Origin of the sequence: Actinomadura flavalba DSM 45200, assembly GCF_000374305.1 — a bacterium.
GTDB classification, from domain to species: Bacteria; Actinomycetota; Actinomycetes; order Streptosporangiales; family Streptosporangiaceae; genus Spirillospora; species Spirillospora flavalba.
Window position 1 is genome coordinate 1,832,834 of sequence record NZ_KB894093.1, and the last position, 23,439, is coordinate 1,856,272.

General features: G+C 72.8%; 22 protein-coding genes and 1 pseudogene. 17 read left to right on the forward strand and 6 right to left on the reverse strand.

What is annotated here, in order from left to right:
* Positions 1–26: 26 nt before the first annotated feature.
* The 4 genes from C229_RS0108355 to C229_RS0108370 form a co-directional block, all read right to left on the reverse strand.
* Entirely contained in the window at positions 27–1,454 is a 1,428-nt protein-coding gene (locus C229_RS0108355; RefSeq protein WP_018654620.1) for a WGR domain-containing protein, read from the reverse strand.
* Positions 1,455–1,561: 107 nt separating this feature from the next.
* Positions 1,562–2,233 carry a hypothetical protein gene (locus C229_RS0108360; RefSeq protein ID WP_020608189.1) on the reverse strand — a complete coding sequence of 224 codons (672 nt, stop codon included), beginning with the start codon at positions 2,231–2,233 and terminating at the stop codon, positions 1,562–1,564.
* A 58-nt stretch (positions 2,234–2,291) separates the two neighbouring features.
* Positions 2,292–3,299: a transposase domain-containing protein gene (locus C229_RS0108365; protein WP_018654621.1), complete on the reverse strand. Its 1,008-nt coding sequence runs from the start codon at positions 3,297–3,299 to the stop codon at positions 2,292–2,294.
* Between the two features lie 119 nt (positions 3,300–3,418).
* Entirely contained in the window at positions 3,419–3,808 is a 390-nt protein-coding gene (locus tag C229_RS0108370) for a MarR family winged helix-turn-helix transcriptional regulator (RefSeq protein ID WP_026313574.1), read from the reverse strand.
* Between the two features lie 102 nt (positions 3,809–3,910).
* Between C229_RS0108370 and C229_RS0108375 the strand changes: the two genes are divergently transcribed.
* The 4 genes from C229_RS0108375 to C229_RS0108390 all read left to right on the forward strand — a co-directional run bounded on the left by C229_RS0108375 (position 3,911) and on the right by C229_RS0108390 (position 8,567).
* Positions 3,911–5,338 (forward strand): MFS transporter, encoded by a 1,428-nt coding sequence (locus C229_RS0108375; RefSeq protein ID WP_018654623.1) that lies wholly within the window; start codon positions 3,911–3,913, stop codon positions 5,336–5,338.
* Positions 5,339–5,478: 140 nt separating this feature from the next.
* Positions 5,479–6,396 carry an ABC transporter ATP-binding protein gene (locus C229_RS0108380; protein ID WP_026313576.1) on the forward strand — a complete coding sequence of 306 codons (918 nt, stop codon included), beginning with the start codon at positions 5,479–5,481 and terminating at the stop codon, positions 6,394–6,396.
* The gene (locus C229_RS0108385; RefSeq protein ID WP_018654625.1) at positions 6,393–7,163 is read left to right on the forward strand and encodes an ABC transporter permease; all 771 of its coding nucleotides are present in this window, start codon (positions 6,393–6,395) and stop codon (positions 7,161–7,163) included. The genes C229_RS0108380 and C229_RS0108385 overlap by 4 nt, the downstream gene beginning before the upstream one ends.
* A gap of 150 nt (positions 7,164–7,313) precedes the next feature.
* Positions 7,314–8,567 carry an NlpC/P60 family protein gene (locus tag C229_RS0108390; RefSeq protein ID WP_155884651.1) on the forward strand — a complete coding sequence of 418 codons (1,254 nt, stop codon included), beginning with the start codon at positions 7,314–7,316 and terminating at the stop codon, positions 8,565–8,567.
* Between the two features lie 98 nt (positions 8,568–8,665).
* On the opposite strand, the gene C229_RS0108400 is transcribed toward C229_RS0108390, so the two are convergent.
* The gene (locus tag C229_RS0108400; protein ID WP_018654627.1) at positions 8,666–9,157 is read right to left on the reverse strand and encodes an inorganic diphosphatase; all 492 of its coding nucleotides are present in this window, start codon (positions 9,155–9,157) and stop codon (positions 8,666–8,668) included.
* Positions 9,158–9,322: 165 nt separating this feature from the next.
* Here C229_RS0108400 and dacB point away from each other — a divergent pair, with 165 nt between their 5' ends.
* The 11 genes and pseudogenes from dacB (at position 9,323) to C229_RS0108455 (ending at position 19,749) form a co-directional block, all read left to right on the forward strand.
* Positions 9,323–10,678 carry a D-alanyl-D-alanine carboxypeptidase/D-alanyl-D-alanine endopeptidase gene (dacB, locus tag C229_RS0108405; RefSeq protein WP_026313577.1) on the forward strand — a complete coding sequence of 452 codons (1,356 nt, stop codon included), beginning with the start codon at positions 9,323–9,325 and terminating at the stop codon, positions 10,676–10,678.
* 114 nt (positions 10,679–10,792) lie between these two features.
* A pseudogene (locus tag C229_RS29950) lies at positions 10,793–11,863 on the forward strand (zinc-dependent metalloprotease); the annotation flags it as partial.
* 533 nt (positions 11,864–12,396) lie between these two features.
* Positions 12,397–13,443 carry a tRNA lysidine(34) synthetase TilS gene (gene tilS, locus C229_RS0108415; protein WP_018654629.1) on the forward strand — a complete coding sequence of 349 codons (1,047 nt, stop codon included), beginning with the start codon at positions 12,397–12,399 and terminating at the stop codon, positions 13,441–13,443.
* 55 nt (positions 13,444–13,498) lie between these two features.
* Positions 13,499–14,062, forward strand: a complete 564-nt coding sequence (gene hpt, locus C229_RS0108420) for a hypoxanthine phosphoribosyltransferase (RefSeq protein ID WP_018654630.1) — start codon at positions 13,499–13,501, stop codon at positions 14,060–14,062.
* A gap of 266 nt (positions 14,063–14,328) precedes the next feature.
* The gene (ftsH, locus tag C229_RS0108425; protein WP_018654631.1) at positions 14,329–16,338 is read left to right on the forward strand and encodes an ATP-dependent zinc metalloprotease FtsH; all 2,010 of its coding nucleotides are present in this window, start codon (positions 14,329–14,331) and stop codon (positions 16,336–16,338) included.
* Positions 16,339–16,368: 30 nt separating this feature from the next.
* The gene (gene folE / locus C229_RS0108430) at positions 16,369–16,989 is read left to right on the forward strand and encodes a GTP cyclohydrolase I FolE (protein WP_420804643.1); all 621 of its coding nucleotides are present in this window, start codon (positions 16,369–16,371) and stop codon (positions 16,987–16,989) included.
* 92 nt (positions 16,990–17,081) lie between these two features.
* Positions 17,082–17,945: a dihydropteroate synthase gene (gene folP / locus C229_RS0108435; RefSeq protein ID WP_033423953.1), complete on the forward strand. Its 864-nt coding sequence runs from the start codon at positions 17,082–17,084 to the stop codon at positions 17,943–17,945.
* Complete coding sequence (locus C229_RS0108440; RefSeq protein ID WP_018654634.1) at positions 17,938–18,354, forward strand: nuclear transport factor 2 family protein; 417 nt, start codon at positions 17,938–17,940, stop codon at positions 18,352–18,354. The genes folP and C229_RS0108440 overlap by 8 nt, the downstream gene beginning before the upstream one ends.
* A complete protein-coding gene (folB, locus tag C229_RS0108445) occupies positions 18,351–18,716 on the forward strand; it encodes a dihydroneopterin aldolase (protein ID WP_018654635.1) in 366 nt (121 codons plus the stop codon). The genes C229_RS0108440 and folB overlap by 4 nt, the downstream gene beginning before the upstream one ends.
* A complete protein-coding gene (folK, locus tag C229_RS0108450) occupies positions 18,713–19,279 on the forward strand; it encodes a 2-amino-4-hydroxy-6-hydroxymethyldihydropteridine diphosphokinase (RefSeq protein WP_018654636.1) in 567 nt (188 codons plus the stop codon). The genes folB and folK overlap by 4 nt, the downstream gene beginning before the upstream one ends.
* Positions 19,276–19,749 carry a DUF3180 domain-containing protein gene (locus C229_RS0108455; RefSeq protein WP_018654637.1) on the forward strand — a complete coding sequence of 158 codons (474 nt, stop codon included), beginning with the start codon at positions 19,276–19,278 and terminating at the stop codon, positions 19,747–19,749. Before folK ends, C229_RS0108455 begins: the two co-directional genes overlap by 4 nt.
* Positions 19,750–19,753: 4 nt before the next feature.
* Here the strand turns inward: C229_RS0108455 and C229_RS0108460 are convergent, their stop codons facing one another.
* Positions 19,754–20,902 (reverse strand): NADH-quinone oxidoreductase subunit D, encoded by a 1,149-nt coding sequence (locus C229_RS0108460; RefSeq protein ID WP_018654638.1) that lies wholly within the window; start codon positions 20,900–20,902, stop codon positions 19,754–19,756.
* 97 nt (positions 20,903–20,999) lie between these two features.
* Here C229_RS0108460 and C229_RS32710 point away from each other — a divergent pair, with 97 nt between their 5' ends.
* Both C229_RS32710 and C229_RS29960 read left to right on the forward strand, forming a co-directional pair.
* Positions 21,000–21,563: a PH domain-containing protein gene (locus tag C229_RS32710; protein ID WP_018654639.1), complete on the forward strand. Its 564-nt coding sequence runs from the start codon at positions 21,000–21,002 to the stop codon at positions 21,561–21,563.
* The gene (locus C229_RS29960; protein WP_240487127.1) at positions 21,560–23,431 is read left to right on the forward strand and encodes a PH domain-containing protein; all 1,872 of its coding nucleotides are present in this window, start codon (positions 21,560–21,562) and stop codon (positions 23,429–23,431) included. The genes C229_RS32710 and C229_RS29960 overlap by 4 nt, the downstream gene beginning before the upstream one ends.
* Positions 23,432–23,439 lie beyond the last annotated feature (8 nt).

Genomic DNA, 23,439 nt, shown 5'->3' on the forward strand with positions numbered 1-23,439 from the left:
GCGATTTTGCGGGGGGTCTTTTTTGGTTAGTGGAGGCGGCGGATTTCTCCGTGGGCTCTGTAGAAGGTGCCGTGGGTGGCGGGGCGGATGGTGTCTACCACGTAGGTGGCGCCTGGGTGGCGTAGGTGTTTGGGGAACTGGACGTGCCAGGTGGGGTCGTAGTCGGGGTGGGTGACGCGGACTCGGAGGCGGGGGCCGTCCTGGTAGCACTCGACGAGGATGCCGTCGTCCACCCGCGTCGTGATCTCTACGTGGGTGCTCGGCTCCACCGTGGGGAGGGACGCGGCGGCCTTCACGTCGACCGGGGCCGGGACGGAGCCCTGGACCGCCGCCTGGATCGCCTGGTCGGAGGCGTCGATGCAGGCCAGGGTGCCGGCGGTGGTGACGATGTAGAGGTCGCTGTCGAGGTACTGCATGGAGAACGCCGAGCCGCAGCCCGTCGCCAGTTTCCACAGCCGGGTGCCGTCCTGGTCGAAGCAGTAGACGGACGAGTGGTTGTCGCCGGCGAAGACGTAGCGGCCGTCGGGGGACGTGGCGCAGGAGAACACGGCCGCGTCGCAGCGGTACACGGCCTCGACCGTGCCGTCGGACTTGGCGAGGCGGTACACGTTGTGCTCGGCGGTGGCGGCGAAGACGGCGCCGCGCTCCTGCCAGCCGAACAGGACGCTCTCGCGCAGCGGCCGTGACCACTGCGGGCGGCCGTCGGACGCCGCGTAGCGCGCCACGCCCGTGGAGTGGCCGTGGTAGACGGCGTCGCCGTCGCAGCGGACCATCCAGCCCGCGTCGCCGTCGCCGGAGCGGGCCCACTGGAACTCGTCCTCGTGGTCGATGGCGGTGACGCGGCCCGCGCGGTCGGAGACGCCGAGGACGGCGTCGTCGATGTCGAGCCAGTAGATGTCGACGTCGGCGGCGATCTCGTAGGCGACGCGGGGGACCTTGCCGCTCAGGTCGTACACCTTGCCGTCGTCGCAGCCGGCGTAGATCCAGAAGTCGTCCGCGACGATGCACTTCACGCCGTCGGGGAGGCGGAAGTGGCCGGTGACGGCGCCGTCGTGGGCGAGGGTGTAGACGTCGCCGCGCTGGTTGCCGACCCAGCAGCGGTCGCCGTCGACGAAGATGCCGAAGGCGGCGGCGCCGCTGGCGAACCGCCACCGGACGGGCGCCTGCTGCGCGGTGGAGCGGACGCTGGTGGTGGGTCGGCGGGTGACGGCGCGGCGCTGCCGGACGCCCCGGACGGCGGGCGCGTAGCCCTTGCGCACCTTGGCGTCGATCTTCTTGGCGGCCGCCGTCTGCGCGGCCTGCTCGGTGGGGAACTCGGACGTCTTGGCCTGCCCGGGCGTGCCGATGCGGCCGTAGGTGACGGTCACGCGGTTTCCGGAACGGACGACCTCGTAGAACTTGTGGGCGCTCCCCGAATCCTCGGACAGTTCCAGGTAAGTGACCTGCTCGGACATCGGACGCCCTTTCGCCTCAGCATTTCCCACCGATGCCACAGAGCGTAGGACCCCCGTCCGACAGTTCCGTACCGGGCCCGTCCGCGCCTGGAACGGGCCCGGGACGATCAGCTCAGGAAGAGCTTGACGTCGTAGCCGCCGGCGGACTGCCCGAAGACGTCGAATCCGGCGCTGTAGGTGGCGGTGGAGGGGCACAGGACGTTGCTGCCGGCGTTGACCTTGGCGAGCGAGACGCCCGACGCGGTGGCCTTGAGCTGGGTGGAGGCGGTGGAGTTGGTCACCGACATCGTGATGCTGTTGCCGGGGCCGGTGCCGCGGTAGTTGCAGACGATGTTGCCGAGGAAGGTGCTGCTGGTCGAGGTGACCTGCATGTTGTTGATGCGGACGGTCCCGGACGAGCCGGTCCAGTTGATGTCGCCGCCCGTCCAGGGCAGGCCGACGGGGGACGTGCTGGAACTGCCGCCCGCGCTGTTGGTGCAGGCCGGGCCGGGGTCGTTGTAGAAGGTGTAGACCGAGACGGTCAGGTTCGCGCCGCTGGAGGCGACGGAGGCGTCGATCCTGCCGCGGTTGCAGCTCGCGGTGCCGAGCGACGTGGAGACGGAGACGGGGGTGGTGAGGTTCATGCGGATGTTGCCGCTGTAGGCCGCGCCCGCCGCGTTGCCGACGCGGATGACGGTCGGGGGAGCGGCGGCCGAGGGCGCCGCCGTGGCGAGGGACGCGGCGGCGAGGACGGCCGCAGAGGCGGCCAGGGTCGCGGCGGTGGGGCGGGGGTGTCTCATGCATGACTCCTTGTTCGTCCGTCGAACGCCGTCAGCGTAAAAACGGCAGGAAAAGGCGTCAACGGCGAGCGGCGGAGGAAAATCTTCCGGTGCTCCAGGAGTTCTTCTTTAAGTGTTCGGTCGCGCTCGACTGGCACGTCAGTGCGTTCAGCGCCTGGTAGAGGCAGAGCAGTGCCCACACTTCCTGGACGACCATCTCCGGATTCCGGGAGCGGAGCGCCACACCGCCCGCGGGCGCCGGGCGCAGCCACGCGAGCGCGGGCGCGATCGTCCAGCGGCGCGCGTAGCAGGCGGCCAGCGCGGACGCGGTGGCGCGGCCGGGGTCGAGGGTCGTGTGCAGGACGCCGTTCGCGGTCCGGACGGTCCGCAGCCCCCGGCGGGTCTCGTCGGGTCCGCCGCCGAGCAGCAGGTGCGCGCCGCGGCGGTCGGCGGCGCGGAGCAGGCCGGGGGACCGCGCGGAGAGCGGCATCGCCAGGAGGGTTCCGGGACGGACGCCGCGCAGCAGCCGGTCCGTCAGCGTCGCGTCGGGGGTGCCGCAGGCGCCGAGCGTCGCGTCCAGGAGCGCGTGGGTCGTGCTGTCGGCGAGCGCGACGACCCTAATCTGCGGGAACGGCGCGGTGGGCGCGGGGTAGCCGAGGGACGCGTTCTCCCGGCTCCCCGCCACGTCGAGGGAGACGCCGTCCAGCGAGAGGCCGCGCAGGCCGCCGAACAGCGGTCCGGGGCGGGGCGGCGGACGGGGTGTCGTGCGCTCGAACAGCATGCGGAGCGGGTCGGGGCCGAGCCGGGCCCGGGCCCGGCTGATCGCGGACACGCTCGGCGCGGCGTCGAAGGTGCGCAGGTCGTGGGAGCTCCAGGACAGCCCGTCCAGGAGGAGGCGCATGACCTGCGCGTAGTTGCGGTCGGAGAACAGCGCGAGCGCGAGGACGTGGTAGAGGACGAGGCGCGCGGGCAGCGTCCGGCGGCGCACGCCGGCGCGTCCGCTGGCGCGCAGCACGTCGTCGAGGAGGGGGACGGGGAAGAGGGAGAGCAGGAGGGCCATCGCGACGCGGTCCGGCAGGCGCTCCACTCCGTCAGGTTAGCGAGCAAGCGCTTGAGTAAATAGTGCGCGGCGGCGTTCCACCGGGATGCGGCCGCCCCGAAGGCGGGTTGCGTCCGTTCCGAATGCGGGGGGCGACGGGCCCGGGATCAGCTCAGCGCCGCGTCGGCGCCGAGCTGGTCGGCGACGATCGCGCGGTGGGTGGCGAGGGCGGCGGCGTGCCGGGCCTGGCCCGCTTCGGTGATCTTCACGAAGATGCCGCGGCGGTCGGCGGTGCACAGGGCGCGCTCGACGAGCCCCTGCTTCTCCAGCCGTCCGACCGTGCGCGACAGGGCGCTCTGGCTCAGGTACATGCGAGCCGAGACCTCCTGCATGCGCTGTTTGTCACACCCCAGCTCGACGAGGCGTTCCAGCGTCTCGAACTCGCTCAGCGTGAGGCCGTGGCCCTCCTGGAGGGCGCGGTCGAGGCGGCCCGCGATCGCGTTGTAGCTGGTCGCGAGTGACCGCCACCGCTCGATCACCGTGCGCTCGGCGTCCATGCCGGGCATCTTAGCATTCGGACGCATTAGATGCACGCGCATAAAACCTCAAGGCAACTTATGCTTCGACAACTTATGCGCACGCATGTACTGTCCTCCTCCATGACCATCACTGAAGCGCTGCGCGGTCCCGACGTCCGCGACCCCGACGAACAACGCTGGACGCCCCGGCTCTGGGGCGTGCTCGCGGTCCTGTGCGCCGTGCTCTTCCTGGACGGGCTCGACGTGTCGATGGTGGGCGTCGCGCTGCCGTCCATCGGCGCCGAACTGGGCCTCGGCACGACGTCCCTCCAGTGGATCGTCAACGGCTACGTGCTCGGCTACGGCGGCCTGCTGCTGCTCGGCGGGCGCACCGCCGACCTGCTCGGCCGCCGCCGGGTGTTCCTGGCGGCGCTCGGCGTCTTCGCCGTGGCCTCGCTGATCGGCGGCCTGGTCGACAACGGCGCGCTGCTGATCGCCACCCGTTTCATCAAGGGCGTGGCCGCCGCGTTCACCGCGCCGACCGCCCTGTCCATCCTCACCACGACGTTCCGCGAGGGCCCGGCGCGCAACCGCGCGCTGTCGGTCTTCTCGGTGTTCGGCGCGAGCGGGTACTCCTCCGGGCTGATCCTCGGGGGCCTGCTCACCAGCATGGGCTGGCGCTGGACGTTCCTCACGCCCGTCCCGCTGGCCCTCGCCGCCCTGGCCGCCGGGTACTTCCTGATCCCCAGGGACCGGCCCTCCGCCGACGGCGGGCACGACCTGCTCGGCGCGGCGACGCTGGTGGGCGGCATGCTCCTCGCGGTCTACACGGTGGTGGCCGCGCCGGAGCGGGGCTGGCTCGACCCGGTGACGCTCGCGTCGGCCGCCGTGGCCGTCGCGCTGCTGGCCGGGTTCGTCGCGACCGAGAAGCGGGTGCGGCACCCGCTGATCCGGCTCGGCATCCTGCGGGTGGGCTCGATCATCCGGGCGAACCTGAGCATCGTCGCGCTGTTCGGCTCGTTCCTGTCCTTCCAGTTCATGATGACGCTGTACCTCCAGGACGTCCTCGGCTGGTCGCCGCTGTCGATGGCGCTGGGCCTGCTGCCGGCGGGCCTGCTCGTGGCGTCGGCGTCGCCGTTCATGGGCCGCCTCATCGACCGGTACGGCACGCCGCCGCTGATCATCGGCGCGATGGCGTCGCTCAGCGCCGGATACGTCTGGTTCATCGCCACGGCGGGCAACACCCCGCACTACGCGCTGTCGATCCTGCCGACGATGCTGCTGCTCGGCGGCGGGTTCGCGTTCGGGTTCAGCTCGATCATGGCGCAGGCCACCGACGGCGTCGCCGACTCCGAGCAGGGCCTGGCGTCCGGGCTGGTGCACACCTCGGCGCAGGTCGGCGCGGCGCTGGTCCTGGCGCTGGTGACGGCGCTCATCTCGGCGGACGGCGGCGCGGGCGAGGGCTTCGCGCCGTTCCACCCGGGCGTCTACTTGGTCGCGGGCGTCGCGCTGCTGGGGCTCCTGGCCAACCTGGTCGCGCTGCTGCGCCGCGAACGCGCGCGCGTCTGAGCGATCGGCGGGAGCCCCGAACGGGGGCCGGGCACCCCCGACGAAAGTCGGGGGTGCCCGCCGACGTCCGTCCACTGTGGCGGGGCCGGTGCCGTTCCTACCGTCGACGGCATGTCAACGAACCTGTGCCGGAGCGTGCCGTGATCACGCTGACGAACCTGACGAAACGCTACGGCGACGCCGTGGCCGTGGACGACCTGACGCTCACGATCGAGCCCGGCCGGGTGACCGGCTTCCTCGGCCCGAACGGCGCCGGAAAGTCCACCACGATGCGGATGGTCCTCGGGCTCGACCGGCCCACCGCCGGTACCGCGCTCATCGACGGCCGCCCCTACGCCGACCACCGGTATCCGCTGCGCAAGGTGGGCGCGCTGCTGGACGCCAAGGCGCTGCATCCCGCCCGCACCGCCCGCGCCCACCTGCGCGCGATGGCCCGCACGAACGGCATCCCGGGCGCCCGCGTGGACGAGGTCCTGGGCCTCGTCGGGCTGGCCGACGCCGCCCGCCGCCGCGCCGGGACGTTCTCGCTCGGCATGGGCCAGCGGCTCGGCATCGCGGGCGCGCTGCTGGGCGATCCCGAGGTGCTGATGTTCGACGAGCCCGTCAACGGCCTCGATCCGGACGGCGTCCGGTGGGTCCGCGAGCTGGTGCGGGGTCTGGCGGCCGAGGGCCGCACGGTGCTGGTGTCGAGCCACCTGATGAGCGAGATGCAACTCACCGCCGACCGGCTGGCGGTGATCGGCCGGGGCCGGTTGATCACCGACGCGCCGGTCGGGGACGTCATCGCGGCGAGCGAGCGCCGCGCCGTCCGGGTGCGCGGCCCGCACGTGGACGGACTGCGCGCGCTGGCGGCGGCGCTGTCCGCGCGCGGCGCGAGCGTGGAGGACGTGCCGGGCGGCCTGCTCGTGCGCGGCGCCGGGATCGAGGAGGTCGGCGAGACCGCGCACCGACTCGGCGTCCTGCTGCACGAGCTGAGCCCGCAGGAGGCCACCCTGGAGGAGGCGTACATGGAGCTGACGGCCGACAGCGTCGAGTACGCGGCGGAGGCGGACCGGTGAGCGGCGGTCTCCCGGGCGCGCTGGCGTCGGAGTGGACGAAGGCGTGGTCGGTCCGCAGCACCTGGTGGGGCCTGCTGGGCGGCGCCGTGCTGATGGTGGCGGCGTCCGCGCAGATGTCGATCTACGTCACGAACGCCAACACCAACGACGACCCGTCCGACGACAAGGGCGTCGTCGGGGCGGGCATGACGGCGGTGCAGGCGATGGACCTCGCCCAGTTCGCGGTGATCGGGCTGGTGATGCTGCTGGTCACGGCGGAGTACGCGTCGGGCGCGATCCGGTCGACGCTGACGTGGGTGCCGGTGCGCGGCACGGTCGTGCTCGCCAAGACGGGCGCGGCGGCGGCGCTCGGCCTGGTGGCCGGGACCGCGCTGGCGCTGCTGGGGTCGCTGGCGGCGGCGCCGATGCTCGGCGACTGGGCGGACCTGTCGGCCGCGTCGTGGACCCGCGACGTGCTGGCGGCGGGCGTCTACGCGGCGCTGATCGGCGTCGTCGCGCTGGGCGCGGGCTTCGCGCTGCGCAGCACCGCGCTGACGTTGACGACGGTGTTCCTGCTGCTCTTCGTGATCCCCGCGACGCTCCAGTCCGTCGGGTCGGACACCGCGTCGGCCGTCGCGGACTACTTCCCGGGGGTCGCCGGTGCGGCGTTCATGCGCGGCGGCGACGACGCGGCGTATCCGCCGCCGGCGGGCCTCGGCGTCCTGGCGCTGTGGGCCGTCGCGGCCGTCCTCGCCGGATATGCGGTGTTCCGCCGCCGCGACGCCTGACACCTGCCCCAACCGCCACAACCGTGTGACGAAAGGTGAGGCAGAAGTAATTCGGGTGGCACCCGTGACGAACGTTCCTCTTGTCCCCCTCGTGGCCTACGCTCGGTAACTGATCGCCTGCGCGACGTGCGTGAACTCCGGGGGAGGGCCATGGCTTCGACACCCACCGTGACGGCCGCCGTGCCGCGCCGGGCCCGCTCGTCCGGCGCGGCACGGCGGATCGTCGTCTGGACGTCGGCCGCCGCCGTGGGCGCGTCGCTGTTCGTCCCGCCGGTCCCGGTCCGGGCCGATCCCGCGCCGTCCGCGCGCGACGTCGAGCGCGGACGGGAGCAGGTCCGCGACCGCGCCGCCGAGGTCGGGCGCATCGCCGCGCGGCTCGCGCAGGCCGACGGGGAACTGGAAGCGCTGTCGGCGCGGGCGGCGGCGGCCGTCGAGCGCTACAACGGCGAGCAGGTGAAGCTGGGCAAGGCGCGGGAGGCGCACGCCGAGGCGCAGCGACGCGTCGCCGACGCGGCCACCGCGCTGGACCGGGCGCGCGCCGAGACGGGCGCGTTCGCGTCCGACGCCTACCGGCACGTCACCGGCGCCACGCCGTGGTCGGCCGTCGTGTCCGGCCAAGGCGGCCCGCAGGGCTTCCTCGACCGCGCCACCATGATCGAGCTGATCGCCCGCAGACGCGCCGACCACACCGGCCGCGTCGAGGCCGCCCGCACCGTCGCCGACGTGATGCGCCGCCAGGCCGTCAAGGCCGTGGACGCGCAGAACGCGGCCACCGAACGCGCCGAGGACGCCAAGCGCGAGGCGGAGTCGCTGGTCGCCGAGCAGCGCGAAGCCGTCGGCCGCATCGAGGCGCGCAAGGCCGAACTGGAACGGCTGCTCGGCGCGGAACGCGCGAAGGCGCGGGCTTTGGAGCGGCGCCGCAAGGCCGCGCTGGAGGCCGCCGAGGCACGCCGCGCGCGGTCCGCGTTCGGCGGGAACGCCACCGTCACCGGGTCGAGCCGGGGCGCGACCGTCGTCCGGTACGCGCTGCGCTGGCTCGGCACGCCCTACTCGTGGGGCGGCGGCACCCCCGCCGGGCCGAGCTACGGCATCGCGCACGGTTCGGGCATCCACGGCTTCGACTGCTCGGGCATCGCGCTGTACGCGTGGAGCAAGGTCGGCGTCCGGCTCGACCACTGGACGGGCACCCAGTGGACGTCCGGCCCGCACATCCCGATCGGCCGCCTGCGCCCCGGCGACCTGGTCTTCTTCGCGAACAACACGTCCGATCCCGACACGATCCACCATGTGGGGATCTTCATCGGGAACGGGAAGATGGTGGAGGCGCCCTATACCGGCGCCCGCGTCCGGATCGCCTCGATCTACCGGAGCGGTCTCATCGGCGCCACGCGTCCGGCCGGCTGACCTTTCCGCCCGGAAAGGCCGAACCCTCCCGTGTCCGGCACGGGAGGGTTCGCAGGCAGTGGAGCGTCGGCGGCGGGAGCGGACCGGCGCCGCCCGGCTCAGTGGCCGCCGGCGTCGACGAAGCGCTTGCGCGAACGCTCGATCTCCTGCTCGGCCTCGACGCGGCCGGTCCAACTGGCGCCCTCGACGGACTTGCCGGGCTCAAGGTCCTTGTAGACCTCGAAGAAGTGCTGGATCTCCAGCCGGTCGAACTCCGCGACGTGGTGGATGTCGCGCATGTGCTCCATGCGGGGGTCGGTCGCGGGGACGCACAGCACCTTGTCGTCACCGCCCGCCTCGTCCGTCATGCGGAACATGCCCACCGTGCGGCAGCGGATGAGGCAACCGGGGAAAGTCGGCTCCTGGAGGATGACCAGGGCGTCCAAGGGGTCACCGTCCTCGCCGAGCGTGTTCTCGATGAACCCGTAGTCGGCGGGGTACTGCGTCGAGGTGAACAGCATGCGGTCGAGCCGGATGCGCCCGGTCTCGTGGTCCACCTCGTACTTGTTGCGCTGACCCTTCGGGATCTCAATGGTGACGTCGAAATCCACGTTGTCCTCCGCTCCCTGCGCTCTCGCAGTGAATAGTCTTCCGGGAGTCTGTGCGGGTGAGGCCGACCCCCACAGGGTGGGTTCCCTGGTACAAGGATGTCGCACGTTGGTGAGTGCTGAGCAGAGAGGGGCGTTCACGCGCCGATGCAGGCCCGCACCCTAGCAATGATCACGCTGTCCCTGCTGAACGTTTTCAGCATCTCGGCGGCCGTGGCAGTGGTGAACGTCACACCCGCCCGCCGCCTGTCGCCGCAGCCCCCGGCCGTCGCCGAGCGGGAGCCCGCGCCGACGTCCGGCGCCGTGACCGCCGCCGACCACGCCGCCGCCGACGTGCCCGACGCCACCGTGCTCGCCCGGCGGCTGACGCCGCTGCTCGACACGCCGAAGACGCCGGTGAACGCCGTCGTCCTGGACGTCGTGACGGGACGCGCCCTCTTCCAGCGCAACGCGGGCAGCCCCGCGACGCCCGCCTCCACCACCAAGATCGTCACGTCGGTCGCGGCGCTGTCGGCGCTCGGCCCCGACCACCGCATCACCACGCGGACGGTACGCGGCGGCGGCATGTCGGTGATCCTCGTCGGCGGCGGCGACCCCTCGCTCACCGCGCTGCCCCCGCGCCCCGGGCAGCCGCCGTACGCCTCGCTCGGCACGCTCGCCGCGCGCACCGCCGCCGCGCTGAAGGCGCAGGGCCTCACCCGCACCCGCGTCGACTTCGACGCCACCGCCTACACCGGCTCCACCGCCGCCTACGGCTGGAAGCCCAACTACATCCCCGACGGCGAGGTCGCCCCCGTCAGCGCCCTCGCCGTCGACGCCGGACGCGTCTTCCCCGCCGACCCGAACCGCAAGAACCGCGTCGCGAACCCGCCGGAGGCGGCGGCGCGGACGTTCGCGCGGATGCTCACCCGGCAGGGCGTCCAGGCCGAGGCCGGACGCGGCGTCCGCGCCGGGCCGGACGCCGCCGACCTCGCGGCCGTGCAGTCGCCGCCGCTGTCGGCGCTGGTCGAGCACCTCATGACCGACTCCGACAACGACGTCGCCGAGGCCGTCGCCCGGCAGGTCGCGATCAAGCGGGGCGCGCCGGTGTCGTTCGCGGGCGCGGCCCGCGCCGTCCAGGACGAGCTGACGGGTCTCGGCGCCGCCGCCGGAATCGTCGTCAACGACGGCAGCGGCCTGTCCACCCGCAACCGCATCACGCCGCTGGCGCTGGCGCGGCTCACGTCGCTCGCCGCCGCGCCCGACCGTCCGGCGCTGCGCGCCGCGATCACCGGCATGCCCGTCGCCGGATTCACCGGGACACTGCGCCCGCCCCGCTACACCAGCGGCTCCGCGCAGGCCGGTGCCGGTGCCGTCCGCGCCAAGACCGGGACGCTGTCGGGCGTCAGCACCCTCGCGGGCGTCACCGCCGACGCCGACGGGCGGCTGCTCGCCTTCGCGTTCATGGCGGGCGACGGCAGCGGCCCCGTCGACCCGGCCCAGCTCGACCGGCTCGCCTCGGCCGTCGCGTCCTGCGGCTGCTGAAACGTGGTTGGGCCGCCGCGACCGGGAGATAACGAGGACGGTCGTTCGTTGAACGATCGTGCAGGCGCGGGAGCGCGGAGGCCGAGACGTACGGTGGTGTTCATGAGCGCCTCAATGATCGACTGGAATCTGGCCGTCCAGACGGGCACCCGGCTCGTCCGGCCCGGCCCCCAGATCAGCCACGCCGAGGCCCGCGAGGTCGTGGCCGAGCTGCGTGACCTCTCCAAGATCGCGCACGGTCACGTGCGGGAGTTCACCGGCATGGCCATCGAGGACGATCCCGAACCCGCCACGGTCGTCGACCGGCCCGGCTGGATTCGCGCCAACGTCGACGGCTTCCGCGTCGTCTTCGAGCCGCTGATGGACCGCATGCAGAGCAAGCGCGGCGCCGGGCTGCTCGGCGACGGTCCCGGCGGGGCGATCGTGCAGGCCGTGGGCTCCCGGGTCACCGGCGTGCAGGTCGGCGTCATCCTGTCGTACATGGCGGGCCGCGTGCTCGGCCAGTACGAGCTGTTCCTCCCGCCCGACCCGCAGGGCCGCGCGGCCACCGGACGGCTCACGCTCGTCGCGCCCAACATCGTGCACGTCGAGCGCGAGCTGGAGGTCGATCCGCACGACTTCCGGCTCTGGGTGTGCCTGCACGAGGAGACGCACCGCGCCCAGTTCACCGGCGTGCCGTGGCTGCGCGAATACGTGCAGTCCCAGATGACCGAGTTCCTGCTCGCGTCCGACCTCGACACCGGCGCCATGCTGGAGCGCATCCGCGACGCCGCCGACGTCATCACCGACGCGTTCCGCGGCGGCGAGGGCTCGCTGATCGACGCGATCCAGACGCCCGAGCAGCGCGCCATCCTCGACCGCATCACCGCCGTGATGACGCTCGCCGAGGGCCACGGCGACTACGTGATGGACGCGGTCGGCCCCGGCGTCGTGCCGTCGGTCGAGCAGATCCGCAACCGGTTCCAGGGCCGCCGCGAGGGCGGCGGGCGGCTCGACAAGGCGATCCGGCGGCTGCTCGGCTTCGACCTGAAGATGAAGCAGTACGCCGAAGGCTCCCGGTTCGTCCGCACCGTGGTGGAACAGGTCGGTATGGCCGACTTCAACCGGGTGTGGGAGTCGCCGCAGACGCTGCCGACGCTCGACGAGATCAAGGCGCCCGAGCTGTGGATCGACCGCGTCGTCCGCGCGCGCGGCCTCGGCGCCGCGCCGCTCGCCGACGCCCCGCTCACCGCGCCGCCCACCGGCGGCACCCCGCCCGGCCCTGCCCCGACGCCGCCCGACGCGGCGCCCGGCGCCCCGACGACGCCCGACACGCCTCCGGGCGACCCGCTCGGCGGCGGCCCCGTCAAGGGCGTGCCGTCCGTGGACGACCCGCTGCCCGGCGGCCTGCCCATCGACACCCCGGGCGTCCCGGAGACGTCCGTGCCGGACGTCCCGCCGCCCGGCGAACCCGCCGTCCCCGACGACCTGCCGCCCGCCCCCGGCGCCGAGGGCGTCCCGCCCAGCGGCGGCACTCCCGGTTCGGCCGTGCCGCCGCCTGGCGAGCCCGCTCGGCCGGGCGACCTGCCGCCCGTCCCTGGCGGTGAGGGTGTTCCGCCCGCCGACGGCACGCCGGGTTCGGCCGCCCGGCCGACCGGTGAGCCGACCCGTCCCGACATCGTGCCGCCCGGCGGCCCCGACGACGAGCCGCGCCCCGGCACGCCCGGCTAGCACCGGCCATGGGGCCCGACCCGGCGGTCGCCGCCGTCCGGAGCGCGGTGCGCGAGGCGCTCGCCGCGCTGCCGGACGACGGGCTCGTCCTCGCCGCGTGCAGCGGCGGGTCCGACTCGCTCGCGCTCGCCGGGGCGCTGGCGTTCGAGGCGCTCCGCGCCGGGCGGCCCGCCGGGGGCGTCACGATCGACCACGGCCTCCAGGACGGCTCGGCCGGCCGCGCCGACACCGTCGTCCGCGTCATGGCCGGGCTCGGCCTCGACCCGGCCGGGTCGGTCGCGGTCGTCGTCGGTGAGCGCGGCGGCCCCGAGAACGCCGCCCGCGACGCCCGCTACGCCGCGCTCGACGAGACCGCCGACCGGCTGCGCGCCACCGCGGTCCTGCTCGGGCACACCCGCGACGACCAGGCCGAGACCGTCCTGCTCGGCCTGGCGCGCGGCTCGGGCTCGCGGTCGCTGGCCGGGATGCCGCCGACGTTCGTCCGCCGCCTCCCGCCGTCCGGGCGCGGGCCGCTCGGCCCCGCCCCGGTCCCCGCGTCGCGGCCCGGGCCGGGGGTGCTCTACGTGCGGCCGCTGCTCGACCTGAACCGCGTCACGGTCCGCCGCGCCTGCCTCGCGATGGACCTCGACCCCTGGGACGATCCCCACAACGACGACCCCGCCTACACCCGCGTCCGCGTCCGGCACGAGGCGCTGCCCGCGCTGGAACGCACCCTCGGCCCCGGCGTCGCCGACTCCCTCGCCCGCACCGCGCGGCTCCTGCGCGACGACGCCGACGCCCTGGACGCCCTCGCCGCCGACGCGCTCGGCCCCGCCCGCGACGGCGGGGAAGGGCTCGCCGTCCCGGTGCTGGCCGGGCTGCCCCGCGCCGTCCGCACCCGCGTCCTGCGGACCGCGGCGATCGACGCGGGAGCGGCACCCGGTACGCTCGCGGCGGTCCATGTCGACGCCGTGGATCGCCTGGTCACGGCCTGGCGCGGGCAACGGCACGTGGACCTGCCCGGCGGCGTCCGGGCGTTCCGGCGGCGGGACCGGCTGCTGTTCGGTGAAGGCTGAGACCGTGCCATCGGCGCGCCGCGACCCGGCGCGCCCGTCTCCCAGAGGTGGGGTTGTGGACGAGAAGGACCTGGGTTCCGACCTGGAGAAGGTACTGATCCCCGAGGACGTGCTCCAGGCCAAGATCCGCGAGCTGGCCGCGCAGATCGACGCCGACTACGCGGGCAAGGACCTGCTGCTCGTCGGCGTCCTCAAGGGCGCCGTCATGGTCATGGCCGACCTCGCGCGGGCGCTGCACACCCCGGCGTCGATGGACTGGATGGCCGTCTCCTCCTACGGCTCGGGCACCAAGTCGTCGGGCGTGGTCCGCATCCTCAAGGACCTCGACACCGACATCCTCGACCGGCACGTCCTCATCGTGGAGGACATCATCGACTCGGGCCTGACGCTGTCCTGGCTGATCAGCAACCTGCGGTCGCGCGGCCCGGCGTCGCTGGAGATCTGCGCGCTGCTGCGCAAGCCGGACGCGGTGAAGACCGAGATCGACTGCCGTTACCTGGGCTTCGACATTCCGAACGAGTTCGTCGTCGGATACGGGCTGGACTATGCGGAGAAGTACCGCAATCTCCCGTTCGTGGGCACGCTCGCCCCGCACGTGTACGGCGGCGCGTCGTCCTGACGGCGTTCGCCGCGGGCGAACCGTCCGGGGAACAAGGGCCGGTCACGGATCGTTGCATGAGTGGCTAAGGGGTATATCGAACTGATCAGGGGATCGGCGCTGGCTGCATCCTCTGTATAAGGCGGTGTACCGTCGATACTCCGGGGCCTCGCGGCCCCGGGCGCCATGCCGGAACGGGCAGGGCGGCCGGGCCCGTCTTCGGCGGGCCCGTGGCGCCACACACACGTTGGTCAGGAGGGACGGGCCCCGAAGGGGTAACCGGATACATGGACGTGAAGCGCTATTTTCGCGGGCCGCTGCTGTGGATTCTGCTGTTCGGCATCCTGGTCTCCCTTGTCGTATGGAGCGTCAACTCAGGTGACTCCAACGAGACGGCCGACACCTCCAAGGTCGTCGCGGCGATCAACTCGGGCCAGGTACGGTCCGCCAAGATCATCGACAAGGACCAGAAGATCCAGGTCACCCTCAAGGACGGCAAGACCCACCTTGAGTCCTCCTGGGTCGACGGCCAGGGCGTCCAGTTGCAGCAGGCCCTTCAGCAGCAGTTCAACGCCGGCAACCTGCCCGGCGGCTACAACATCGACGTTCCGCAGCAGAGCATCCTGACGAGCCTGCTGCTCAGCCTGCTGCCGATCATCCTCATCGTGCTGATCTTCCTGTTCATCATGAACCAGATGCAGGGCGGCGGCTCGCGGGTGATGAACTTCGGCAAGTCCAAGGCCAAGCTCATCACCAAGGACACGCCCAAGACGACGTTCGCCGACGTCGCGGGCGCGGACGAGGCCCTGGAGGAGCTGGAGGAGATCAAGGACTTCCTCCAGAACCCCGGCAAGTTCCAGTCCATCGGCGCCAAGATCCCCAAGGGCGTGCTGCTGTTCGGCCCGCCCGGCACCGGTAAGACGCTGCTGGCGCGCGCCGTCGCGGGCGAGGCCGGCGTGCCGTTCTACTCGATCTCCGGTTCGGACTTCGTCGAGATGTTCGTCGGCGTGGGCGCGTCCCGCGTCCGCGACCTGTTCGAGCAGGCCAAGACCAACGCCCCGTCGATCATCTTCATCGACGAGATCGACGCCGTCGGCCGCCACCGCGGCGCGGGCCTGGGCGGCGGCCACGACGAGCGCGAGCAGACGCTGAACCAGCTCCTGGTCGAGATGGACGGCTTCGACGTCAAGGGCGGCGTCATCCTGATCGCCGCCACGAACCGTCCCGACATCCTCGACCCGGCCCTGCTGCGCCCCGGCCGCTTCGACCGCCAGGTCACCGTCGACCGTCCCGACCTGGAGGGCCGCAAGGGCATCCTGCGGGTGCACGGACGCGGCAAGCCGTTCGGCCCCGACGTCGACCTCGACGTCATCGCCCGCCGCACGCCCGGGTTCACCGGCGCCGACCTGTCGAACGTCATCAACGAGGCCGCGCTGCTCACCGCCCGCGCCGACCGCAAGCTCATCGACATGGAGACCCTCGAAGAGGCGATCGACCGTGTCATGGCCGGGCCCGAGCGCAAGACCCGCGTCATGTCCGAGAAGGAAAAGAAGATCATCGCCTATCACGAGGGCGGGCACGCTCTGGTGGCGCACGCGCTGCCGAACGCCGACCCCGTGCACAAGGTCACGATCCTGCCGCGCGGGCGCGCCCTCGGCTACACGATGACGCTGCCCATGGAGGACAAGTTCCTCACCACCCGCTCGGAGATGAACGACCAGCTCGCGATGCTGCTCGGCGGGCGGACGGCCGAGGAACTGGTGTTCCACGAGCCGACCACCGGCGCCGCCAACGACATCGAGAAGGCCACGTCCATCGCCCGCAACATGGTCACCGAGTTCGGCATGAGCGAGCGGCTCGGCGCCCGCAAGTTCGGCAGCGGGCAGGGCGAGGTGTTCCTGGGCCGTGAGATGGGCCACGAGCGCGACTACTCCGAGGACATCGCGTCCGCGATCGACGACGAGGTCCGCCGCTACATCGAGTCGGCGCACGACACCGCCTGGGAGATCCTGGTCGAGTACCGGGACGTCCTGGACGACCTCGTGGTCAACCTGATGGAGAAGGAGACCCTCTCCAAGGAGATGGTGCTGGAGATCTTCGCGCCGATCACCAAGCGGCCGCTCCAGAAGTCCTACACCGGCTACGGCAAGCGGCTCCCGTCCGACCGGCCGCCCATCCTGACCGCGAAGGAGATGGCGCTGCTCGGCCCGGGCGACGTCACCGACCTGACCAAGCAGAACGGCCACGGCGCCGGTGACGGCGAGCCCGCGGCCGAGGCCGGCAACGGCGAGAACTGAGCACCGTTGACCGATCAGCACGACGACGCCATCGCGGCGGAGGGCCTCGCGGCCTCCGCCGCGGAAGGCGCCCTGTACGCCCGTGACTTCGACAACGCCCGCATCGAGCGGGCCGTCCGGGAAATTCTCCTGGCCATCGGCGAGAACCCCGACCGCGACGGCCTGCGCGACACCCCGGCCCGCGTCGCCCGCGCCTACGCCGAGCAGTTCGCGGGCCTGCGCCAGCAGCCCGAGGACGTCCTGAACAAGGTCTTCGAGGCCGACCACGATGAGATGGTCCTGGTGAAGGACATCGAGGTCTACTCGACCTGCGAGCATCACCTCGTCCCGTTCCACGGGCTCGCCCACGTCGGGTACACGCCGAACAAGACCGGTCAGGTCACCGGGCTGTCCAAGCTGGCGCGGCTGGTGGACGTGTTCGCGCGACGGCCGCAGGTGCAGGAGCGGCTGACGAGCCAGGTCGCGGACGCCGTCATGCGCATCCTGGAGCCGCGCGGCGTGATCGTCGTCGTCGAGGCCGAGCATCTGTGCATGACGATGCGCGGGGTCCGCAAGCCGGGTGCCAAGACGGTCACGTCGGCGGTACGCGGGGACTTCCGCGATCATCCCGAGACGCGCGCCGAGGCGATGAGCCTCATCCTCGGACGCTGAACCCCTCTCGAACGCCGTCCGTTCCGCCTTTCGGCGGGCGGGCGGCGTTCTGGGTGCGTGGCGGGGCGGCGCAGGGGCATAGGCTTGGGTCCATGAGCGTCGCCGTTCCCACGCTGCCCGCCCCGGGGCGGTGTCTCGTCATGGGCGTGGTGAACGTGACGCCCGATTCGTTCTCCGACGGCGGCTCCTGGTTCGATCCCGAGAAGGCCGTCCGGCACGGGCTCGACCTGGTCGCCGAGGGTGCCGACATCGTCGACGTCGGCGGGGAGTCCACGCGTCCGGGTGCGCCCCGCGTCGAGCGGGACGAGGAGCTGCGGCGCGTCGTGCCCGTCATCGAGGCGCTGGCGGCCGAGGGCGTCCCGGTCAGCGTCGATACGATGCGCGCGGAGGTCGCGGAGGCGGCCGTCGCGGCGGGCGCGCGGCTCGTCAACGACGTCAGCGGCGGGCTCGCCGATCCCGCGATGCCCCGGGTCGTCGCCGCCGCCCGCGTCCCGTACGTGGTGATGCACTGGCGGGGGCACAGCCACGACATGCAGTCCCGCGCCGTCTACGGCGACGTCGTCGCCGAGGTGCGCGACGAACTGCTGCGGCGCGTCGACGCGGTCCTGGCCGAGGGCGTCGATCCGTCGATGATCGTCCTCGATCCCGGGCTCGGGTTCGCCAAGAACCCGGCCGAACACCACAACTGGGCGCTGATCGCGCATCTGGCGGCGCTGACGCAGACCGGGCACCCGGTGCTGGTCGGGGCGTCCCGCAAACGGTTCCTCGGCCGTCTCCTCGCCGGTCCCGACGGAACGCCGCGGCCGTTCTCCGGCGCCGACGACGCGACCGTCGCCGTCACCGCGCTCGCCGCCGCCGCGGGCGCCTGGTGCGTGCGCGTGCACCGCGTGCCCGGCAACGCCGACGCCGTGCGGGTCGCGCAGGCGGTGCGGGAGGCGGGGGGCGCCGATGTCTGACGGACCCGAGGCCGCCAACACCGAGTACTACGCCGCGTTCGAGGCGGGTGACCTGGATCGGATGGCGGCGGTCTGGGCGGACGGCCCGCTCGCGTCCGACGTGACGTGCGTGCATCCGGGCTGGCCGATGCTGCGCGGCCGGGACGAGGTGCTGCGTTCGTGGGCGCTGATCATGGCGAACACCACCTACATCCAGTTCGTCCTGACCGATGTTGAATGCGGCGTTTATGGTGACCACGCCGTGGTCACGTGCAAGGAGAACATGCTGACCGCCGACGACGAGTCCGAGACGGGCTTCCTCGCGGGCGGCAGCACCGTCGCGACCAACGTCTTCGTCCGTGGCGACGAGGGCTGGCGCCTCCTTCTCCACCACGGTTCTCCCGTACTCGGCATCGCAGAGGAAGAATGACCCTGGACCGGATCGAACTGCGCGGGCTGCGGGCCCGCGGGCGGCACGGCGTGCTCGCCGCCGAACGCGAACTCGGGCAGGAGTTCGTCGTGGACGTCGCGCTCGGGCTCGACACCCGCCCCGCCGCGGCTACCGACGACCTGTCGCGTACCGTCGACTACGGGACGCTCGCGGGACGGCTCGTCGCGGTCGTCGAGGGCGACCCGGTCGATCTCCTCGAAACGCTCGCGGACCGGCTCGCGAAGACCTGTCTGGACGATCCGCTCGTGGCGGAGGCCGAGGTCACCGTCCACAAGCCGAGCGCCCCCGTCCCGCACCCCTTCACGGACGTCGCCGTGAAGATCACGAGGAGCCGCCCATGACCGAACAGATGCCCGACCGCACCGCGACCGGCGGCCACATGCTCGTTCAGCACCGCGTCGTGCTCTCGCTCGGCAGCAACCTCGGCGACCGGCTCGACAACCTCCAGGAGGCCGTCGACGCGCTGTTCGACGCGCCGGGCCTCCAGTACGTGGCGACGTCGCCGGTCTACGAGACGGCGCCGTACGCGCCGCCCGGAGAGACCCTGCCCGAGCAGGGCGAATACCTCAACATCGTGCTCGTCGCCGACACGCGGCTCCCACCGGAGAACCTGCTGGAACGCGTCCTCAACATCGAGAACTCGATGGGCCGCGTCCGCGAGGTCCGCTGGGGGCCGCGCACGCTCGACATCGACATCGTCGTGTTCGGCAACGTCTCCTCCGACGACCCCGACCTCACGCTCCCGCATCCCCGCGCGCACGAGCGCGCGTTCGTCCTCAAGCCGTGGGCCGACATCGAGCCCGACGTCCTGCTGCCCGGGCACGGCCGCGTCGGTGACCTGGCCGCCGAGGTCGCCGGGGAGGTCGGCCGCCGCGACGATCTGACGCTCCAGCCGCCTGCATGAAACCGACCCGCCCGCTCTTCCTCGTCGGCCTCGTCCTGGTGATCGCGCTGGTCACCTGGGTGCTGGTCCAGGCCGTCTACGGCGCACTGCCGGTGCTGCCGTGGACGGCCGTCCCGACGTTCCTGCTGCTCGCGCTCGGTGAGGCGTTCACCGCCTTCCACACGCTGCGCCGCATCCGCCGCAAACCGGGCACGCGTCCGGTGGAGCCGCTGGTCGTCGCCCGGATGGCGGCGCTGGCCAAGGCGAGCGCGCACGCGGCGGCGGTGTTCGCGGGCGTCTTCGGCGGGTTCGTCCTCGCGCTGACGGGGTCGCTCGACATGACGACGCCGCGCGCCGACTTCTTCGTCAGCGCCGCGTCCGGGGTGTCGGCCCTGGTGCTGGTGGGCGCGGCGCTGTTCCTGGAGTACGCGTGCCGCGTCCCGCACGACCCGGAGGACGAGGCCCGCGACGGCGGCGCCTCCCGCGCCTGAACGGCTACTTGTCGATGTCACCGACGACGAAGAACATCGACCCGAGGATCGCGACCATGTCAGCGATCAGCGTGCCGGGCAGCATCTCGGCGAGCACCTGGATGTTGTTGTACGACGCCGACCGCAGCTTGAGCCGCCACGGCGTCTTCTCGCCGCGCGACACCAGGTAGTAGCCGTTGATGCCGAGCGGGTTCTCCGTCCACGCGTAGGTGTGGCCCTCGGGCACCTTGAGCACCTTGGGCAGCCGCTGGTTGACGGGTCCGGGCGGCAGGTCCGCGAGCCGGTCCAGGCAGGCGTCGGCGAGGTCGAGGGACGCCATGACCTGGTCGAGCAGGCATTCGAACCGGGCCAGGCAGTCGCCCTCGGTACGGGTCACGACGCGGGTGTCGAGGTCTTCGTAGGCGAGGTAGGGCTCGTCGCGGCGCAGGTCGAAGTCGACGCCGGACGCCCGCGCGATCGGCCCGGACACCCCGTACTGGAGGATCTGCTCGCGGGTCAGGACGCCGACGCCGCGCGTGCGGGCGCGGAAGATCTCGTTGCCCATGATCAGCTCGTCGATCTCGGGCATCCGGGCGCGGACGTCGGCGACGGCGGCGCGGACGCGGCCGGTCCATCCGGCGGGCGGCTCGTCCTTGAGGCCGCCGACGCGGTTGAACATGTAGTGCATCCGGCCGCCGGAGATCTCCTCCATGACGCGCTGGAGCGCCTCGCGCTCGCGGAACGCGTAGAAGATCGGCGTGATCGCCCCGACCTCCAGCGGATACGAGCCGAGGAACATCAGGTGGTTCAGGACGCGGTTGAGCTCGGCGAGCAGCGTCCGCAGCCAGACGGCGCGCGGCGGGACCTCCATGCCGAGCATCCGTTCGACGGCCAGCACGACGCCGAGTTCGCTGGAGAACGCCGACAGCCAGTCGTGCCGGTTCGCCAGCACGATGATCTGCCGGAAGTCGCGGACTTCGAACAGCTTCTCGGCGCCCCGGTGCATGTAGCCGACGATGGGCTCGGCGGTGGTGATGCGCTCGCCGTCCAGGGTCAGTTTCAGGCGCAGCACGCCGTGGGTGGACGGGTGCTGCGGGCCGATGTTGAGGACCATGTCCTCGGTGGCCAGCTCTTTGGCGCCCGCGCCGATCCCGACGATCCGCTCAGTGGTCATGGTCGTGTCTCCACCGTCCGGTGCCCCGAGGCTGCTGCGATGACGCCCCCATGCTCCCATGGCGGACCGTGCGGCTTTTCCGGTTGACTAGGGGGTGATGAACCCGATCCATGACGAACCTTCGCCTTCGTCCGCCCCGTCCCAGTACGAGGAGCGGGCGGGATACCCGGCCGAGCAGGCGTTCGCGCCCGGCGACGGACGCGCGTGGTCCCGCGTCTCGCGGCGCCACACCTGGTCGCGCGGCCTGTCCGCGACGCTGTGGTGCCTGCTCGCAGGAGCCGGCGGCGCCCTCGCCGGCTGGAAGAACGGCGGCGCCACCGGAGCCGTGATCATCGTGGCGCTGGCCGTCGTCGTGCTGGCCTTCGCCTGGATCGTGGCCGAACTCACCCACCGGTCCTACGGGTACGCCGAACGCGACGACGACCTCGTCCTCACCTACGGCGTCTTCGTCAAGCGGCTCATCGTCGTGCCCTACGGCCGGATGCAGTTCGTCGACGTCACCGCCGGGCCGCTCGACCGCGTCTTCGGCATCGCGACCGTCCGGCTGCACACCGCCGCCGCTGCCACCGACGCGAGCATCCCCGCGCTGCCCGTCGCCGAGGCGACCGCGCTGCGCGACCGGCTCGCGCGCAAGGGCGAGGAACGGAGCATGGGGCTGTGAGCGACGCACCCGAGGACGAGCCGCCGCCCCGCCCGGACCCGCCGCGTCCCACGTTCGCGCCGCCGGACCCGGGGCAGCCCCCCGCGCCGCGCCCGTACCCGCCGGGGCACTACGCACCGCAGGGCGGGTCGCACCCGTACCCGCCGCAGGGGCCCTACCCGCCGCCGCGCGGACCAGGCCCGCATCCGCCCCAGGGCGCGGGACCGCACCCGCCGGGCGCGTATCCGCCCCAGACCGGCGGACCGCACACCCCCCAGGCCGCCTACCCACCTCAGAACGCGGAGCCGCACTCGCCGCAGGGCGCGTTTCCGTCGCAGGGTGCGGGGCCGCACTCGCCGCGAGGCGCGTTTCCGTCGCAGGGCGCGGGGCCGCAATATCCGCAGGGCGCGTATCCGGCGCAGGGCGCGGGGCCGTATCCATCGGGTGCGTATCCGCCGCAGGGCGCGGGGCAGTATCCGCCGCAGGGCGGGCCGCGTCCGTACAGTCCTCCGGGTGGACCGGGGCCTTATCCGCCGCAGGTCGGGCACCCATATCCACCGGCGTCCTACAGTGCTCCGCCGCGCCCGATCCACTTCTCCGAGGGCACGCACCGGCTGCACTGGGCGACGGCGCCGCTGCGCGCGTTCGTCGTGCTCGTCATCTACTTCGTGCTGCTCGGCCTGCCGCTGCTGTTCGCCGCCGTCACCGGGGACGACACCGCGCAGGCGCTGACCTTGTTCGCGATCACCGGCGCCGCCGCGCTCGTGACGGCCGCCGGGGCGGGGCTGTGGGGATGGCGGGCCGTCCGGTTCCGCGTCGAGGGGGATGATCTCGTCGTCGTCACCGGGCTGGTCCGGGCGCGGACGCGCAGCATCCCGCTGTCGCGCGTGCAGGCCATCGACCTCGTCCGGCCCCTCATGACCCGCGTGTTCGGCCTCACCGAGGTCCGCGTCGAGGTCGCGGGCGGCGAGCGGAGCGAGATCCTGCTCCGCTACCTCGGCCGGAACCCCGCCCAGCAGCTCCGCGCCGAACTCCTCGCCCGCGCCGCCGGGCTTCCCGGCCAAACGCCCGAAGCGCCCGAGACGCCGTTCTGGCGGCTCGGGTTCGGCACGCTGCTCGGCTCGCTGCTCATGCGCGTCCCCGTCATCGCGACGTTCCTGCTGTTCCTCGGCTCGCTGATGTTCCTGCTCGTCTTCGCCGAACTCGCCATGCTCGCCGTCGCCGTGCCCGCGCTGCTCGCGATGATCCGCACCGTCGTCGTGCCCGTCGTCATGTACGGCGGGTTCACCGTCGCGCTCTCCCCGGACGGCGTGCGGCTCCGGTACGGCGTGCTGGAGACCCGCATGCAGACCGTGCCGCCCGGCCGCGTGCAGGCCGTTGCGCTCGTCGAACCGCTCGCCTGGCGGCCGCTGTCGCTGGCCCGGCTGGAGGTCACCGTCGCCGGATACGCGGGGGAGCGGCAGGCGCTGTCGTCGGTGCTGCTGCCCGTCGCGCCGCGCGCCGTCTGCGTCCGGCTCATCGGGGAGATCTTCCCCGGGACGGTGCTGGACGCGATCCCGCTCGTGCCGCCGTCACCGAAGTCCGTCGCCGCCGACCGGCCCGAGGGCGCCGGAACCGACGACACCGTGTTCGTCGCGCGGCGCGGGTTCCCGTCGCGGCGCACCGACGTCATCGCGCACGCGCGGGCGCAGAGCGTCCGCATGACGGTCAACCCGTTGCAGCGGATGCTGGGCGTCGCGACCGTCCACATCGACGCGCCGCCCGGGCCCGTCCGCGTCAAGGCCGCCGGGCGCGACCTCGGTGAGGCCCGCGCCATCGTCGAGTCCGTCGCGCAGCGGGCGCTCGCCGCCCGCCGCACCGGCGGCGACACGGCCCGATGGGCGCGCTGAGCCGCATA

What these genes read in the sequence shown, in the direction of transcription:
- C229_RS0108355 (WP_018654620.1), bottom strand. Translation starts at nt 1,454, where the DNA reads ATGTCCGAGCAGGTCACTTACCTGGAACTGTCCGAGGATTCGGGGAGC.
- C229_RS0108360 (WP_020608189.1), bottom strand. Translation starts at nt 2,233, where the DNA reads ATGAGACACCCCCGCCCCACCGCCGCGACCCTGGCCGCCTCTGCGGCC.
- C229_RS0108370 (WP_026313574.1), bottom strand. Translation starts at nt 3,808, where the DNA reads ATGGACGCCGAGCGCACGGTGATCGAGCGGTGGCGGTCACTCGCGACC.
- C229_RS0108375 (WP_018654623.1), top strand. Translation starts at nt 3,911, where the DNA reads ATGACCATCACTGAAGCGCTGCGCGGTCCCGACGTCCGCGACCCCGAC.
- C229_RS0108390 (WP_155884651.1), top strand. Translation starts at nt 7,314, where the DNA reads ATGGCTTCGACACCCACCGTGACGGCCGCCGTGCCGCGCCGGGCCCGC.
- dacB (WP_026313577.1), top strand. Translation starts at nt 9,323, where the DNA reads ATGATCACGCTGTCCCTGCTGAACGTTTTCAGCATCTCGGCGGCCGTG.
- tilS (WP_018654629.1), top strand. Translation starts at nt 12,397, where the DNA reads ATGGGGCCCGACCCGGCGGTCGCCGCCGTCCGGAGCGCGGTGCGCGAG.
- ftsH (WP_018654631.1), top strand. Translation starts at nt 14,329, where the DNA reads ATGGACGTGAAGCGCTATTTTCGCGGGCCGCTGCTGTGGATTCTGCTG.
- folP (WP_033423953.1), top strand. Translation starts at nt 17,082, where the DNA reads ATGAGCGTCGCCGTTCCCACGCTGCCCGCCCCGGGGCGGTGTCTCGTC.
- C229_RS0108440 (WP_018654634.1), top strand. Translation starts at nt 17,938, where the DNA reads ATGTCTGACGGACCCGAGGCCGCCAACACCGAGTACTACGCCGCGTTC.
- folB (WP_018654635.1), top strand. Translation starts at nt 18,351, where the DNA reads ATGACCCTGGACCGGATCGAACTGCGCGGGCTGCGGGCCCGCGGGCGG.
- folK (WP_018654636.1), top strand. Translation starts at nt 18,713, where the DNA reads ATGACCGAACAGATGCCCGACCGCACCGCGACCGGCGGCCACATGCTC.
- C229_RS0108455 (WP_018654637.1), top strand. Translation starts at nt 19,276, where the DNA reads ATGAAACCGACCCGCCCGCTCTTCCTCGTCGGCCTCGTCCTGGTGATC.
- C229_RS0108460 (WP_018654638.1), bottom strand. Translation starts at nt 20,902, where the DNA reads ATGACCACTGAGCGGATCGTCGGGATCGGCGCGGGCGCCAAAGAGCTG.
- C229_RS32710 (WP_018654639.1), top strand. Translation starts at nt 21,000, where the DNA reads ATGAACCCGATCCATGACGAACCTTCGCCTTCGTCCGCCCCGTCCCAG.